The organism is Qipengyuania sphaerica (assembly GCF_019711595.1).
Taxonomy (GTDB): Bacteria; Pseudomonadota; Alphaproteobacteria; order Sphingomonadales; family Sphingomonadaceae; genus Qipengyuania; species Qipengyuania sphaerica.
In genome coordinates this window covers 25,555-40,055 of record NZ_JAIGNR010000005.1, presented here as the reverse complement: position 1 = coordinate 40,055, position 14,501 = coordinate 25,555, and the positions used below count along the sequence as shown (strand labels likewise).

The 14,501-nt window shown below is 59.5% G+C and carries 13 protein-coding genes and 2 tRNA genes; 13 read left to right on the top strand and 2 right to left on the bottom strand.

Annotated elements, in window-relative coordinates; genetic code table 11:
• Positions 1–116 precede the first annotated feature (116 nt).
• The 3 genes from K3178_RS13515 (at position 117) to K3178_RS13505 (ending at position 2,940) form a co-directional block, all read left to right on the top strand.
• Entirely contained in the window at positions 117–1,325 is a 1,209-nt protein-coding gene (locus tag K3178_RS13515; RefSeq protein WP_221571943.1) for an LL-diaminopimelate aminotransferase, read from the top strand.
• A 96-nt stretch (positions 1,326–1,421) separates the two neighbouring features.
• Positions 1,422–2,168: a winged helix-turn-helix domain-containing protein gene (locus tag K3178_RS13510; RefSeq protein ID WP_221571942.1), complete on the top strand. Its 747-nt coding sequence runs from the start codon at positions 1,422–1,424 to the stop codon at positions 2,166–2,168.
• Positions 2,140–2,940, top strand: a complete 801-nt coding sequence (locus tag K3178_RS13505; RefSeq protein WP_221571941.1) for a crotonase/enoyl-CoA hydratase family protein — start codon at positions 2,140–2,142, stop codon at positions 2,938–2,940. The genes K3178_RS13510 and K3178_RS13505 overlap by 29 nt, the downstream gene beginning before the upstream one ends.
• Positions 2,941–2,946: 6 nt before the next feature.
• Here the strand turns inward: K3178_RS13505 and K3178_RS13500 are convergent, their stop codons facing one another.
• Positions 2,947–3,741 carry a transglutaminase-like cysteine peptidase gene (locus K3178_RS13500; protein ID WP_221571940.1) on the bottom strand — a complete coding sequence of 265 codons (795 nt, stop codon included), beginning with the start codon at positions 3,739–3,741 and terminating at the stop codon, positions 2,947–2,949.
• Between the two features lie 207 nt (positions 3,742–3,948).
• Between K3178_RS13500 and K3178_RS13495 the strand changes: the two genes are divergently transcribed.
• Together K3178_RS13495 and K3178_RS13490 are read left to right on the top strand one after the other, a co-directional pair.
• Positions 3,949–5,028 (top strand): PAS domain-containing protein, encoded by a 1,080-nt coding sequence (locus K3178_RS13495; RefSeq protein WP_221571939.1) that lies wholly within the window; start codon positions 3,949–3,951, stop codon positions 5,026–5,028.
• Positions 5,029–5,037: 9 nt separating this feature from the next.
• Positions 5,038–5,394 carry a response regulator gene (locus K3178_RS13490; RefSeq protein WP_221571938.1) on the top strand — a complete coding sequence of 119 codons (357 nt, stop codon included), beginning with the start codon at positions 5,038–5,040 and terminating at the stop codon, positions 5,392–5,394.
• Positions 5,395–5,400: 6 nt separating this feature from the next.
• On the opposite strand, the gene K3178_RS13485 is transcribed toward K3178_RS13490, so the two are convergent.
• A complete protein-coding gene (locus K3178_RS13485) occupies positions 5,401–6,180 on the bottom strand; it encodes an acyl-CoA thioesterase (RefSeq protein ID WP_221571937.1) in 780 nt (259 codons plus the stop codon).
• A 114-nt stretch (positions 6,181–6,294) separates the two neighbouring features.
• Here K3178_RS13485 and K3178_RS13480 point away from each other — a divergent pair.
• From K3178_RS13480 to hsdR, 8 genes are all read left to right on the top strand, one after another.
• Positions 6,295–6,368: transfer RNA gene (locus K3178_RS13480), tRNA-Cys, on the top strand.
• 20 nt (positions 6,369–6,388) lie between these two features.
• Positions 6,389–6,464: transfer RNA gene (locus K3178_RS13475), tRNA-Thr, on the top strand.
• Between the two features lie 165 nt (positions 6,465–6,629).
• The gene (locus K3178_RS13470) at positions 6,630–7,865 is read left to right on the top strand and encodes a tyrosine-type recombinase/integrase (RefSeq protein ID WP_221571936.1); all 1,236 of its coding nucleotides are present in this window, start codon (positions 6,630–6,632) and stop codon (positions 7,863–7,865) included.
• Positions 7,866–8,053: 188 nt separating this feature from the next.
• Positions 8,054–8,236: a helix-turn-helix domain-containing protein gene (locus tag K3178_RS13465; protein ID WP_221571935.1), complete on the top strand. Its 183-nt coding sequence runs from the start codon at positions 8,054–8,056 to the stop codon at positions 8,234–8,236.
• Positions 8,237–8,568: 332 nt separating this feature from the next.
• Positions 8,569–9,189 carry a hypothetical protein gene (locus K3178_RS13460; RefSeq protein WP_221571934.1) on the top strand — a complete coding sequence of 207 codons (621 nt, stop codon included), beginning with the start codon at positions 8,569–8,571 and terminating at the stop codon, positions 9,187–9,189.
• Positions 9,190–9,408: 219 nt separating this feature from the next.
• Complete coding sequence (locus K3178_RS13455; RefSeq protein WP_221571933.1) at positions 9,409–10,860, top strand: class I SAM-dependent DNA methyltransferase; 1,452 nt, start codon at positions 9,409–9,411, stop codon at positions 10,858–10,860.
• Positions 10,857–12,056, top strand: coding sequence for a restriction endonuclease subunit S (locus K3178_RS14410; protein ID WP_221571932.1), 1,200 nt, complete (start codon positions 10,857–10,859; stop codon positions 12,054–12,056). The genes K3178_RS13455 and K3178_RS14410 overlap by 4 nt, the downstream gene beginning before the upstream one ends.
• 4 nt (positions 12,057–12,060) lie before the next feature.
• A complete protein-coding gene (hsdR, locus tag K3178_RS13445; RefSeq protein ID WP_425594621.1) occupies positions 12,061–14,391 on the top strand; it encodes an EcoAI/FtnUII family type I restriction enzme subunit R in 2,331 nt (776 codons plus the stop codon).
• Positions 14,392–14,501 lie beyond the last annotated feature (110 nt).

Genomic DNA, 14,501 nt, shown 5'->3' with positions numbered 1-14,501 from the left:
CCAAGCGGCGTTTGTCGCCAGCCTAGAATATTCCGCGCGTCCATGCATCTATGCCGTTTGCGCGTGGCCGATGAATAGGTAATCAGTATGACATCACTACGCGCCACGGAGCTTAAATGTCCGACGAATTCTACCGCATCAAACGCATGCCGCCCTATGTCATCGCTGAGGTCAACGCGATGCGACACGCGGCACGGCAGGCGGGGCGCGACATTATCGACCTCGGCATGGGCAATCCCGACCAGCCGCCGCCGCAGCATGTGATCGACAAGCTGTGCGAGGTGGCGGCGAAGCCCGATGCGCATGGCTATTCGCAGTCCAAGGGCATCCCCGGCCTGCGCCGCGCGCAGGCGAATTACTACCAGCGCCGCTTCGGGGTCGAACTCGATCCCGAGAGCGAGGTGGTGGTGACCATGGGCTCGAAGGAGGGGCTGTCCTCGATGGCCACCGCGATCAGCGCACCGGGCGACGTGATCCTCGCGCCAAGCCCGGCCTATCCCATCCACACCTATGGCTTCATCATTGCCGGCGCGACGATCCGCAGTGTGCCGACCACGCCCGACGAGCGTTACTGGCGCGCACTCGACAATGCGATGGCCTATACCGTGCCGCGCCCGACGGTGCTGGTGGTCAATTACCCGAGCAACCCGACTGCCGAGACCGTGGATCTGGAGTTTTACGAGCGCCTGGTCGCATGGGCCAAGGCCAACGAGGTCTGGGTGCTATCAGACCTTGCCTATTCCGAGCTCTATTATGACGGGAAGCCGACCCGCTCGATCCTCGAGGTGCCGGGCGCAAAGGATGTGGCGGTCGAATTCACGTCGATGTCCAAGACCTTCTCCATGGCCGGGTGGCGAATTGGGTTTTGCGTCGGCAACAAGAAGCTGATCGCCGCACTGACGCGGGTGAAGAGCTATCTCGATTATGGGGCATTCACACCGATCCAGGCCGCCGCCTGCGCCGCGCTCAACGGGCCGCAGGACGTGGTCGAGCAGAACCGCTTGCGCTACCAGCACCGCCGCGACGTGATGGTGGAAAGCTTCACCCGCGCCGGCTGGGAAATTCCCTCGCCGCCCGCCAGCATGTTCACCTGGGCCAAACTGCCACCGGGGTTCGAACACATGGGCAGTCTGGAATTCTCGAAACAGCTGCTCCAGCATGCAGAGGTTGCGGTGGCAGCAGGCGTCGGCTTCGGCGAGGAGGGCGAAGGCTATGTCCGCATCGCCATGGTCGAAAACGAGCAGCGCATCCGCCAGGCTGCGCGCAACATCAAGAAGTTCCTCTCCGACCACGGATCCGCACCGAAGATCGACCACGCGAGGTAGCCCCGGTAAAGTTACTTATAGGTAGTTCACCGGATTTTATCCCTGAGCTCTTTCTGCTTGTGCACCGCACTGGCGGGAGGGCTAAGGAGAGCCCCCGTGGAACTTGCTGAATATACATGGTTGTCGGTCGCTCCTTCCCCGCCAGGCCGGTGGGATTTGCGGCTACTGGGCTGGACCTTACGGTCCGAATTTCGGTCGCGCTCAATCACGCAGGGATTGCCAACGCTGCTCGATTGGCGGATCGGCTTTCGCTGCTCGGACTGGAGCGATGTAGGCTGCAAGCAGTCGGTGATTGTCGTCGGTGTCGAAGAACCCGAAGTGCGCGCGCAGCTGATCGGCGAGGGCTTCGGAGATGCCCTGTCCTCCCAGGTGGCGCTGGTCGAACTGGCGGCGCGGCTGCTGAAACTCGAGGGCCTGCAGCGCCAGATACCGCGCCAGCAGCACATCGGCCCGGTCACGCTCGACCTGTTTCACCGCGATGCTCAGGTGGATGACAAATGGGTCGGCCTGCACCCGCGCGAGTTTGCTCTTCTCTGGCGGCTTGCCGAAACGCCAAATCGCCCGGTGGGCAGGCAGGAATTGCTCCGCGACGTCTGGCGCCTCAATCACGAACCGGAGACCAATTCGCTCGAAGTCCATGTCTCGCGGCTTCGTGCCAAGCTGGCGATCAGCAATGTCGGGTGGATCGTGCACACCCATGAAAGCGGCGGCTATTGTATCGGTCACCTGCCCCGACAGGAATACCTGCGGGTGGACACGGCGAAGCGGATACCGCAGGAAACGCGGGCACAGCAGCCGAGGATTCCCCAGACCCATGAGTACCGAGAACCGCGTTACGATTGACCTTGCCGACAATGGCGTTGCGCAGGTCCGCTTCAACCGGCCCGACAAGATGAACGCGCTGGACCCCGCGCAGTTCGAAGCGATCATAGAGGCGGGCGAAAAGCTTCGCGAGATGAGAGGCCTTCGGGTGGTCGTCCTGGCGGGCGAGGGCAGGGCGTTTTGCGCCGGGCTCGACATTTCCAGCTTCACTGCCGCCCCCGATGGCGAGCGCAAGCCTCTGACCGAGCGCACGCATGGCAATGCCAACACCTTCCAGGAAGTTGCCATGACCTGGCGCAAATGCCCGGTACCGGTCATCGCGGCAGTCCACGGCGTCTGCTTTGGCGGCGGCCTCCAGATTGCCAGCGGTGCCGACATTCGCGTGGTCCACCCGGCGACGCGCATGGCGATCATGGAAATGAAGTGGGGCCTCGTGCCCGACATGGGCGGGTATCACCTCTGGCGCGGCAATGTCCGCGACGATGTGCTTCGCGAGCTGGTCTATACCAACCGTGAATTCTCGGGTGAGGAGGCGAAGGAATATGGCCTTGCTACCCATGTCACCGAGAACCCGCTCGGCAAGGCAAACGACATTGCGAATGAAATAGCCAACCGAAATCCCGAAGCAATCCGCGGCGCGAAGCGGCTGTCCGACGCGATGCTGGAAAAGTCCGGCGACGAAATCCTGATGGAAGAAAGCGTCGAGCAGGCCGGAGTGATGCGCAGGCCCAACCAGATCGAGGCTGTGATGGCGGGCATGCAGAAACGCGCGCCCAAATTCACCGATGCCTGACGCGCTTCAGCTTGCGGGCTTGCCGTAGGTCCAGGCAAACGGGCCCGAAAACCCGAAGGTCGGCGTATAGTCGAACACCATGGTTGCCGGCAGCACCTTGTCGGTGCGGTTGTCCAGGATCATGAAGTGCGAACCTTGCTTGACCGCAAGCACCGCGTGGTCGGTCTTCTGGCGATCACGCAGCAGCACGAGGTACATATCGTCGGCCGGTATGCCCAGCTCGCGCAGGAGCGCCATCTTGGCGAGCGCAAAATCCTCGCAATCGCCAAACCCGCGCGTAAGTGTCGTCGGGGCGCTCGACCAGACATCGCCGGCGCGGTCGTCCTCGTAGCGAACCCGCCAATTCACCCAGGTATTGATCATTGCAACGGGATTGCCGCCAGTCACGCGATTGGCCTGCGACAGTACCTCGTCCCAAGGGCCCGACATCCCGCCAAGCTCGTAAGAGCGCGCTTCTTCCCACTTCTGCATCGAAGTCGCACCCTTGCCGATGGGCAAGGCAACCATGCGGAACAGGCTTGGCGCCGGCGGACGGACCGGGGGCGGCGGCCCCGGGTCGACGCAGGGCTCCGAAGCGGTGTCGTCTTCTACGGGAGGCAGGGTAAAGACGGCGCCCGTCGTCGGCATCCGGAAGCCCTCAGGTTCTTCCGCTTCGCCAGCAGGCTCTACGCATCCCGATGGAGGCTCCGGGATATCGAGGATGATGGCCTGCCGTGCTTCGGGCAAGATATCCTGTGCCCGCAGCGCAGGTATCGCGACAATCGCCGAACCCGCACAAAGCAAGGCCAGCAGTCGTCCCATTTGTCCTTGTGTCTTGCGCATGGAGGTCCCGTCCAGGTGGAGGATGAGGATCATTTCGGTCCGGGGCAAGGCATCCCCAACTCGATCCGACTCTGTGCTTGCACGGCGTATCGCAATTGCGAATATTCGCCTGTGCGGACCCAAATGCGGTCCGGCGAGTTGAAGCCGTTACGGGCGTGAAGTTTTTGCGAGAGCATTCGGGCGGACATGGCTGAAGGCGACAATGAACGCGGACGGTTGAGATCGTCTCACCAGGCTCATAATGCGGTTCACCCGGACCGCGCGAGAGGCATGGGGTTCGAAGGGGCCAGCGGTCTCCTGTTCGAGCAGGCCATGGCGCAGACCCGCATGGCCGTATGCCTCACCGATCCCAATTTGAAAGACGACCCGATCGTTTTCTGCAATGAGGCGTTCCAGCGGCTCACGGGTTATCAAAGCGAGGAGATCCTCGGTCGCAATTGCCGTTTTCTCCAAGGGCCCGACACGGACCAGGCGCAGGTGTCGAAAATTCGCGACGCCATCCGTGCCGAAGAGGTCGTGGTCGTCGAACTTCTGAACTACCGCAAGGACGGGTCGACCTTCTGGAACACCCTCCACCTCGGCCCGATTTACGACGCCAACGGCAAGCTCACCTATTTCTTCGGCAGCCAGTGGGACGTCACCGACATCCACCAGTCGCGATCCGAGGAACGCCATGCGAAGGCGCTGGCGCGCGAGATTTCGCACCGCATGAAGAACGTCTTCGCCGTCATCGGCGGCATCGTTAACATCACTGGCCGCGCAATGGACGCGCGCGAAGTTTCGCGCAGGATCAACGAGCGGATCCAGGCGCTTGGCCGATCCTACGAACCCACGCTCGACGAAGCGGTGCTCGGTACGATCCACGTCGGCCAGGCGATCCGCTCTGTGCTGCAGCCCTACGATCCCGAAGGTGACCGTATCCGCTTCACCGGGAATGGTGTCCGCACCGAGCCCAATGCCATCTCCGCAATCGGCCTCACGCTCCATGAACTGGCTACGAATGCCAGCAAATACGGGGCGCTTTCCAACGAGAATGGAACGGTCGACATCGCGTGGAAGCATGTGAAGGACAAGCTTGGCCGCAATTCGCTTGAAATCGAATGGAAGGAGCGGGGCGGCCCAGTGCTGAGCGGCGGGCCCGATGAAACGGGCACCGGCTTCGATATCGCCGATACGCTGCTTTCGCATTCGCGCGGGATGCTCGAAAGATCCTGGGAGAGCGATGGGCTGCGGGCCACGATCATCGTTCCCGTATCGAACTCATAAGGGCTGCGGATGAAGACGTTCCTGGTACTCGAAGACGAACCCCTCATCGCGATGGATCTCAAATTCGCGTTCGAAGACGCGGGGCACGAAGCCGTTACCGCGGTCGATAATGAAGAAGCGCTCGCCTGCATCGAGAAGGGCAATATTGCGGGCGCAATCCTCGATGTCAGTCTCGGGCGCGGGGTCACTTGCAAGCCGACTGCGAACCGCCTGCTGCGGGACGGCATTCCTTTCGTGCTCCACACCGGCGATCTCAACCGCGTCGGCGAACACCTGCGCGAGATCGATGCGCCGGTAATCGCCAAGCCGCGCCCTGCCGACGATGTGGTGGCCTCCTTGCTCAATCTGCTGAAAGAAGCAGCCTAGGCGCGTTCAGCCGAAGATCGCCACGCTCTGCATTCCGTCCAGGACCTGACGGCCATCGGCATTCCACAATCTGAGCCGCTCGGACGAATAGCCTCCATCGGCGTGCTGGCTCGCGTTCTCGGACAGCCACCATCCATCGCGCGTGGTTGGGCTGGTGTCGAGCAGGTTGAAGGACCAGTTGATCGAGCTGATCGGCCCCTGCCTTTTCATGGCCCGCATGGCGCCGGGCGGCAGTACGTCGCCGAGCAGGATCAGTTCGCTGACGGGATCGAGCCCTTCGCGATCTGCCAGCCGTGCCCAGCGCCGTACCACGGGCGCTCCGGGCCCGCGGGCTTCCTGCGCGCGGCGGATCTCGAAATTGTTCTGGATGAAGGCCGGCCCCTTGCCTTTCATGGCGACTTCCGCCTCTTCAGGCGGGCCGGGCCAGTCACCGACCTCGGCTGCCGCGTGCAGTGCATTGGGCTCGCGCTCGGTCCCGAACAGCCAGAAGGCTGACAGCGTACATTTACCTTCGCACCACAACTCGCTGCGCACCTGCGCTACATTGCGACCCTGCCGCACGATTTCCCGCTTCAATTCGACTTCCGGTCCGGTGGGCGCGACGAAGGCGACCTGGCCGGCCCGCAGGGGCGGAAGGTTGGGAAATGCGCGGGTCGCTGCAGTATACGCGATCAGCGCCGAAGCCCCGCCGTAAAGAGTGCGCCCCTGCATCCAGTGGTCGAGGTTTTCGAAGCGAGTTTTCCCGCCTTCAGGCGTGATCGGATCGGTGAGGCTGGCAATGCTCATACGCCCTCATTGCCCGCCATTTCGTTTGCGTCCAGACTGACGTAACGTAAGGCGATTGCATTGGCGGACGAGAATCGCTAGTGCGCCGCTTCCCATGCCGAGAGGCGCGGGCGAGGCCCGATGGCGGAGTGGTTACGCAGAGGACTGCAAATCCTTGCACGCCGGTTCGATTCCGGCTCGGGCCTCCACTTCTCTTGTATGAGAATGTGCCGCTTTAGCTCAGTTGGTAGAGCACATCATTCGTAATGATGGGGTCACGTGTTCGAGTCACGTAAGCGGCACCACTAACCCATTTCTCAGTTTCTCTGGATACCTTGAATTTCCGACGCTTTTCGGGAATGGTTCAATCCTTGGCGACGCTAGTTGTTTCTGCGAGTGCCCCCAAAATTCAGTGGTCGTGGGGGCACTGCTGGGGGCACTGATCGCATTTTGGATTGAGGTGCCCCCAAATGGCTTTAAAGGCTATCGAGTTAAAAGCGTTCTCACCGCGCGATAAGGTTTATCGCAAGAGTGATGAAAAGGGTCTCTACGTCGAAATTCGACCGAATGGGTCAAAGCTCTGGTTTCTCAAGTACCGTATTGACGGCAAGGAGAAGCGGCTGGGGCTAGGCAGCTATCCGGAAGTCAGTCTTGCGGCTGCACGCGAAGCGAGAGACGCGGTGCGGGTCGACATTCGGGCGGGACGAGACCCGCTTCTCGACCGCAAGCTGGCGAAGATCGAAAGGCGTATCGGGGCGGGCAACACGTTCCAAGCGGTTGCAGAGGATTTTATCGCGACCAAATTGGAGGCGAATAACAAGGCGGACTCCACAATCGCCAAGGCTCGGTGGTTCCTATCCCACCTAAGTCCCGCAATCGGGAAAAGGCCCATTGCCGAGATCGAGCCCGCAGAATTGTTGGCGGCGTTAAAGAAGATCGAGAAACGCGGGCATCGAGAGACGGCAGTACGGACAAGAAATTTCGCAAGTCGGGTTTTTCGGCACGGCGTGGCCACAGCACGATGTAAAACAGACCCTGCCCACCTGTTGACCGGCGCTTTGGCGACGCCAATCGTCAAGCATCATGCTGCGATCCTAGAACCCAAGCCGCTAGGCGAGTTTCTGCGCGCCATCGATGAGTTCAGCGGCGGGCCGATAGTTAAGCTGGCGATGCAGATCAGCCCCCATGTCTTTCTCCGTCCAGGTGAGTTACGCCAAGGAGGCTGGGACGAAGTCAATTGGGAGGATGCTCGCTGGACAATACCGGGGAGCCGCACCAAACTTCGAAGGCCGCACTCTGTACCACTCTCGACCCAGTCGTTGGCGTTGCTCCGAGAACTGCAGCAACATTCCGGCGGCTACGAGTTGATGTTCATTGGCCAGCGCTCACATCTTCGACCGATGAGCGAGAATGCCCTTAACGCTGCATTTCGCCGGATGGGTTTCGGTAGCGATGTCGTGACAGCGCACGGTTTGCGATCGACTGCATCCACCCTGCTGAACGAGAGCGGGAAATGGCATCCTGACGCAATCGAGCGTGCGTTGGCTCACGGCCATAGCGACCAGACGCGGGGCACGTATGCGAGAGGCCAGCACTGGGAAGAGCGCGTCATGATGGCGCAATGGTGGAGCGACTATCTGGACCGACTCAAGGCAGGAGGGGAAGTCGTGGATCTGCGAGCCGATAATCGCGCAAACGCTGTTTGAAAGGCCCGCGCACGAAACGATCCACGATATCCACAAGGGTTATACCCGAATCAAGACGCTGAATGCTTGCCGCAACGCCTGCTGGAGCGCAAGGGTAAATCAGCACACATCGAGAACGGGAGGGGAACTTTCCGCTTCGCCGGTGGTGCATCCCTGGCCGGTCTCGGTCGCTACAAATGGTGAATTTAATGGCAGCATTGATGACGATCAAAAACTTCTGCGATGAATACAACGTCAGTCGTTCAACCGCATATCGCCTGCGCGACAGCGGAGATGTGCCTCATGTCCATATCGGACGGGCGGCACGTATCCGTCGTGTGGATGCCGAGCGCTGGTACGACTCCCTCATTAGCGAGGCGGCGAATGACTAATTCGATGGCAGAAAAGCAAGAGCGCCAATAAGGCTTCCGACCTTATCAGCGCTCGTATCCATTGGTAGCTCCCAGTTGGATACAGCTTCAATGCCAAAGGAAACCCGGACCGTCCACACAAAATGTGTATTGGTCTACGCGATTGGGGCGGCTGGCTTCGCGGCTGGCCGCCCCGTCCAGCCGCTCACGCTTCATACCTCGGCGTTTCTAGTCGTATCTTTGAAACTTGCAGCGGATTGTGCCTGATTGTCACAAGCCGGATAACGATTTCAGTTAGAAATCAAAAGCTTGGTCGGCTGACTTGTATCCCGCCCTTTATAGGAGGGTTTTTCTTGCCTGCAGTGAACTTGAAGCGTGGCGGCGCGCGCAATCGAGCGGACCGCACAAGCTGGCAGTTAAGTGAACGCCAGTGCCGGTTGCTGCTGAAGCGTAGCGAAGATGCATGGCTGTCCGGATTGCCCCTGAACCGCTTCATTACCCTCGCCTGGGGCAAGGCGGCACTCGAAGGCTTGGACGCAACGAAAGCCACCGGAGGATTTATCCGCATAGCGCGCGAATGGATGCGCTGGCACGGATACCCGATGCCTTGGGTCTGGGTGCAGGAAACTGGCGACACCTTCGGCCAGCATGCTCACATTTTGCTCCACGTCCCGCCGGAACTCGACCTGTTATTTCGCCCGATGCCGCTGCGATGGGGTAAGTCTTTGCTGAAGGGAGCTTACGTCGCGGGCACCGTGCAATCTCAGCGATTGGGTTCCGCATATACTAGCAACGCTAATCCGGCGCTCTATAGGGCTGTCTTGCTCGGCAAGCTCACCTACATGATGAAATGCGCACCCGAGGCACTCGAAGCGAAGCTTGGTCTTGCCGGTTGGGGGCATAAACCTTGGGGGCAATCGTCCAAGGTGGTTGGAAAGCGTGCGGGCGCGTGGCAGCGCAGCCGGGGGGGTTAGGTCAAACTCGACTGCCTTGAAGGGCCATGGCGGCCGATGTCTGCAACGCGATCGCTAATACAGTTTCTCGCCCGCGCGCGCGAGGACGGCTAAATTAGCCTAGAATAGCCGTCACGATATATTGTGTTTCGATGTGCCAGCATGTCGCATAAATGCTGATTTCACAGATGATTTCGGAAAATAATTGGCGGCTGGGCGGGCTCGCGCTAGCAAACTGCGATGTTTGAAAACGCTTTAAACACTATCGACCGTGCCCTTCGCAATGACGAGGGGCTTGCTTCCGAACTGGACTATGCCGAGCAGACCAGCTGGTTGCTGTTCCTCAAATACCTCGCCGACCTGGAGCAGGAGCGCGCCGACGAAGCAGAGCTGGAGGGGCGTGACTATCATCCGATCCTTGCCGACGAGTATCGCTGGGGCACCTGGGCCGCGCCCAAGGACGACGATGGCGAGATCGACCGCAACGCGGCAAAGACTGGGCAAGACCTGATCGACTTCGTGAACGGCGAACTGTTTCCCTACCTGAAGACTTTCCAGGGTGAAGGCACCGATGCCGATACGCTCGAATATAAAATAGGGCAGATATTCGCCGAGATCACCAACCGCTTTCGTTCGGGCTATTCGCTGCGCGAGGTAATCGAGATTGTCGATACGCTCGATTTCGGGAGCACCACGGCCAAGCACGAGCTTTCCGATCTGTATGAAGTCCGTATCAAGCGCATGGGCAATGCGGGGCGCAATGGCGGGGAATACTACACGCCGCGTGCGCTGATCCGGGCGATGATCAAGGTGGTCGATCCGCAGATCGGCGAGAGCATCTATGACGGCGCTTGCGGGTCGGCTGGCTTCCTGTGCGAGGCGTTCGACTACCTGAAGAAACCCGATCTTTCATCGGGCGAATGGGACACCCTCCAGCGCAAGACTTTTTACGGACAGGAGAAGAAGTCGCTCGCCTATGTGCTAGGCGTGATGAACATGATCCTGCATGGGATCGAAACGCCAGCCGTGCGGCACACCAACACGCTGGCCGAAAACGTGATGGATATCCAGCAGGCCGACCGGCACGATATTGTCCTCGCCAATCCGCCTTTTGGCGGAGGCGAGCGCAAAGAAGTGCAGCAAAACTTCCCGATCAAATCGGGCGAGACCGCCTATCTGTTTATGCAGCATTTCATCCGCAAGCTTAAGGCAGGCGGACGCGGGGCGGTTGTTATCAAGAACACCTTCCTGAGCAATACCGACAATGCCAGTGTGGAGCTGCGCAAGGAATTGCTGGCGAGCTGCAATCTGCACACCGTGCTCGATTGCCCAGGCGGTACGTTTCAGGGCGCGGGTGTGAAGACGGTGGTGCTGTTTTTCGAGAAAGGCGCATCGACGCGCAAGGTTTGGTATTACCAGCTCGATCCGGGGCGTTCGCTGGGCAAGACCAATCCACTCAATGATAACGATCTGGCCGAGTTTGTCGCGCTCCAGCCGGACAAGGCAGATAGCGAAAAGAGCTGGAGCGTTGGGGTCGAGGCGCTGGATCAGGACACCGTCGATCTGTCGGTCCGCAATCCGAATGCCCCGGAGGAAGAGCCCTTGCGCGAACCGGCGGACATCATTGAGGCGATTCTGGCGCGCGATGCCGAGACTGCGCAGTTACTCGAAGATATTCGGGGGATACTGTGAGTTGGCCCGCCGCTCCGCTTTCCAGCGCTTGCAAGACGTTCGCAGATGGCGATTGGATCGAAAGTAAGGACCAATCCTCTGGCGGTATCCGTCTTGTCCAGACTGGCAATGTCGGAGAGGGCCGGTTTAAAGACCGGCGCGACAAGGCGAGATTTATATCGCCGGAAACATTCGACCGCCTAAATTGCACGGAAGTTCTACCCGGTGATGTGCTGATTTCGCGCTTGCCCGATCCAGTTGGTCGATCTTGCCAAATTCCCGAAACGGGCGACAAGATGATCACTGCCGTGGACTGCACAATTGTGCGGCCAGAAGCGGATAAACTGGATCAGGATTTTCTAGTTTATTACACGCAGTCCAAGGCATACCAGCGCGATATTGAGGAGCGCTGCACTGGCACAACTCGGAAGAGAATTAGCCGAAAGAACCTAGGACTCATTCCGATCCCACTCCCCCCACTGGAGGAGCAGAAGCGGATTGTTGCGGTGCTGGATCAGGCCTTCGCCGCCCTCGACCGCGCCCGCGCCAACGCCGAGGCCAATCTGGCGGATGCGGAGGAGCTGTTTGATATAGCATTACAAAATGTGTTCGCCACAACAGCCAAGGGCAGCGACCGGGCGCTTCGTGATGTGTGCTCAGTCATTACAGATGGCACGCACAATGCGCCGCCATATGTGAACGACGGTATCCCGATGCTCGATACCAAGAACATCGGTGATGGCTTTGTGATTGAGGAGGCCTCGGCCAGCAAATTCATTTCGAGAGAGACGGATGCCCAACTAGCTGGGCGCTGCAAGCCTAGGCCTGGCGATGTTTTAATTAGTAGCAGGGGGACAATCGGGAAACTCGCAATTGTGGAGGATGGCCAAGACTTCAACATCATGGGCAACATCATTCTGTTGCGACCAAGGCCTGAACTACGGCCCCTATATTTAGCCTACCGCCTGATGGCTGAGGTAGTGAAGATACAGAACATTTCGAGAGGGGCTGCGCAAAAGGGTCTCTACCTGAAGCCTATGCGCGAATATCCAATTCGCCTGCCAGACTTGAAAACTCAAGATGGCATAATCGCTAAGCTAGAAGGAATCAGCAATGCTCGGGGTAGTCTCCAAGGTAACTATCTGAATAAACTAGCTGACCTCGATGGCCTTCGCCAATCCATCCTGCAAAAGGCCTTTGCCGGGGAGCTGACCTGAAAAGATGCCCATAGACCCGACCGAGACTGAGGACGAAACACGGGCAGATCGTATCGATCCCGTCTTGCTGGCTGCGGGATGGGGGCAAGTTGAAGGATCGGTTGTCAGGCGAAGCTACCCGATAGCTCCGGGGCGCATTATCGGCGGAGGGCAGCGCGCAAATCCCCTGAGGGCGGACTATTTGCTGATCTATCGAGGCCATCAGCTTGCGGTGGTTGAGGCAAAAAAGGCAAGTCTTGGCTACACCGACGGTGTTGGACAGGCAAAAGATTATGCGCGGCGGCTGGAAGCGCGCTTTGCATACTCCACCAACGGAGTGGGCTGGTATGGCATAGACATGAATACGGGGAAGGAAGGCGATCTCGACCTGCCCTTTCCCGGTCCCCAAGAGCTTTGGGATCGATGCTTCCCCCAAGGCAATGACTGGCGCGAACGCTTTGGCGCGGTTCCGTTTGAAACCGGCGGGGGCAAGTGGCAGCCGCGATATTACCAGCACAACGCGATTACAGCCGTTCTGGAGGCCATAGCGCAGGAAAAGCAGCGCATCTTGCTTACACTCGCCACAGGCACGGGAAAGACCTCTATCGCCTTCCAGATCGCCTGGAAGCTTTTCCAGGCGAAGTGGAACCTCTCAGGCGAGCCGACACGCCGGCCGCGCATCCTGTTCCTTGCCGATCGAAACATCCTCGCCGACCAGGCCTATAACAGCTTCAACGCCTTTCCAGCCGATGCGCTGTGCCGGATCGATCCCGATGAAGTGCGCAAGCGCGGCGGGGTGCCGACCAACGCCAACATCTTCTTCACGATCTTCCAGACCTTCATGACGAGCGGCAAGGACGGGGAGGCCGAGTTCACCTTCGAAGGCTACGCGCGCGATTTCTTCGACTTCATCGTGATCGACGAATGCCACCGGGGCGGGGCGCGGGACGAGAGCACCTGGCGCGCAATTCTCGAGTATTTCGAGCCAGCCGTGCAGCTAGGTTTGACCGCCACACCCAAGCGCGACGTGAACGCAGATACCTACGCCTATTTCGGCGAGCCGGTTTACACTTATGCGCTGAAGGAGGGGATCGGCGATGGCTTCCTGACCCCGTTCAAGGTTCGCCAGATGGCGAGCACCCTAGATAGCTACACCTTCAGCGACGATGACGAAGTGGTGAGCGGGGAAATCGATCCGGACAAAGAATACAAGGAAGCAGATTTCAACACGCGGCTGGTCATCGAGGCACGCGAGAAAAGCCGTGTGCAGGAATGGATGGACCAGATCGACCAGCGCCAGAAGACGTTGGTCTTCTGTGCAACGCAGGAACACGCGGCGCGGGTGCGCGATTACATCAACCAGATCAAGGACAATGAGGACCCGCATTACTGCGAACGGGTAACGGCGGATGATGGCAAGCTGGGCGAGCAGCACCTTCGCGAGTTCCAGGACAACGAGAAGATGCTTCCGACCATCCTGACGACGTCGCAGAAGCTTTCCACCGGAGTGGACGCACGCAACATCCGCAATATCATCCTGATGCGTCCGGTTAAGTCGATGATCGAGTTCAAGCAGATCATCGGGCGGGGCACTCGGACTTTCGACGGGAAGGACTTCTTTACCGTCTATGATTTCGTGAAGGCGTACGAGCACTTCAACGATCCCGAGTGGGATGGCGAGCCATTGCCGCCGGACGGACCAACCAACCCAGGGCCGCCGAAACCGCCCAAGCCTGAGCCACCTGACGGCCCGGACGATCCAACCGATCCGAAGGAGCCAGCCGAGAAGGTTGTCGTCAAACTGGGCAACGGTAAAGAGCGGCGGATCACCTACATCGGCAACACGCTTTACATGCTCAACGGCAGGCCGATCAGCGGCGCGGAGTTCATGGCGCACCTATTCGGGGATCTTGGCGCGCTGGTGGCTGGCGAGGACGAACTGAGGGAAATCTGGAGCAACCCCGAAAGCCGGAAGGGCTTTCTCCAGCGGCTGGAAGAGCGGGGTTATGACCGTCAGCGTCTGGACGATATGCGTCGCCTTATCGATGCACCCAACTCCGACATCTTCGATGTGCTGGCATACGTACGCTTTGAGCTTGCCCCGAAGGCACGTTCAGAACGTGTGGCAGAGGCAAAAACGGCCGGGCTGGGCGGGTACGAGGAAGAGATGCGCGAGTTCCTTTCCTACGTGCTGCAATCGTACGAGGTGCAGGGCATTCGTGAGCTGGAGCTATCCAAGATAAGCGACTTCCTTCGCATCAAATACGGCGGCACGAATGATGCCAAGCGCAAGCTTGGGGCTGTGGCGGACATCCGGGGTGCGTTCATCGATATCCAGCGTCACCTGTTCAAGTAGATGCTGGTGGATTGAAGCGCGCCATCTGTTCCATTTTTGTTCCAAATGCGCTATGGCGATGGTATGGGCGGATTTGGTTCGGGAAGGTACGGTGGCAGGCCAACAGCGGA

What these genes read in the sequence shown, in the direction of transcription:
- K3178_RS13485 (WP_221571937.1), bottom strand. Translation starts at nt 6,180, where the DNA reads ATGAGCATTGCCAGCCTCACCGATCCGATCACGCCTGAAGGCGGGAAA.
- K3178_RS13500 (WP_221571940.1), bottom strand. Translation starts at nt 3,741, where the DNA reads ATGGGACGACTGCTGGCCTTGCTTTGTGCGGGTTCGGCGATTGTCGCG.
- K3178_RS13495 (WP_221571939.1), top strand. Translation starts at nt 3,949, where the DNA reads ATGGCTGAAGGCGACAATGAACGCGGACGGTTGAGATCGTCTCACCAG.
- K3178_RS13465 (WP_221571935.1), top strand. Translation starts at nt 8,054, where the DNA reads ATGGCAGCATTGATGACGATCAAAAACTTCTGCGATGAATACAACGTC.
- K3178_RS13455 (WP_221571933.1), top strand. Translation starts at nt 9,409, where the DNA reads ATGTTTGAAAACGCTTTAAACACTATCGACCGTGCCCTTCGCAATGAC.
- hsdR (WP_425594621.1), top strand. Translation starts at nt 12,061, where the DNA reads ATGCCCATAGACCCGACCGAGACTGAGGACGAAACACGGGCAGATCGT.
- K3178_RS13505 (WP_221571941.1), top strand. Translation starts at nt 2,140, where the DNA reads ATGAGTACCGAGAACCGCGTTACGATTGACCTTGCCGACAATGGCGTT.
- K3178_RS13470 (WP_221571936.1), top strand. Translation starts at nt 6,630, where the DNA reads ATGGCTTTAAAGGCTATCGAGTTAAAAGCGTTCTCACCGCGCGATAAG.
- K3178_RS13490 (WP_221571938.1), top strand. Translation starts at nt 5,038, where the DNA reads ATGAAGACGTTCCTGGTACTCGAAGACGAACCCCTCATCGCGATGGAT.
- K3178_RS13515 (WP_221571943.1), top strand. Translation starts at nt 117, where the DNA reads ATGTCCGACGAATTCTACCGCATCAAACGCATGCCGCCCTATGTCATC.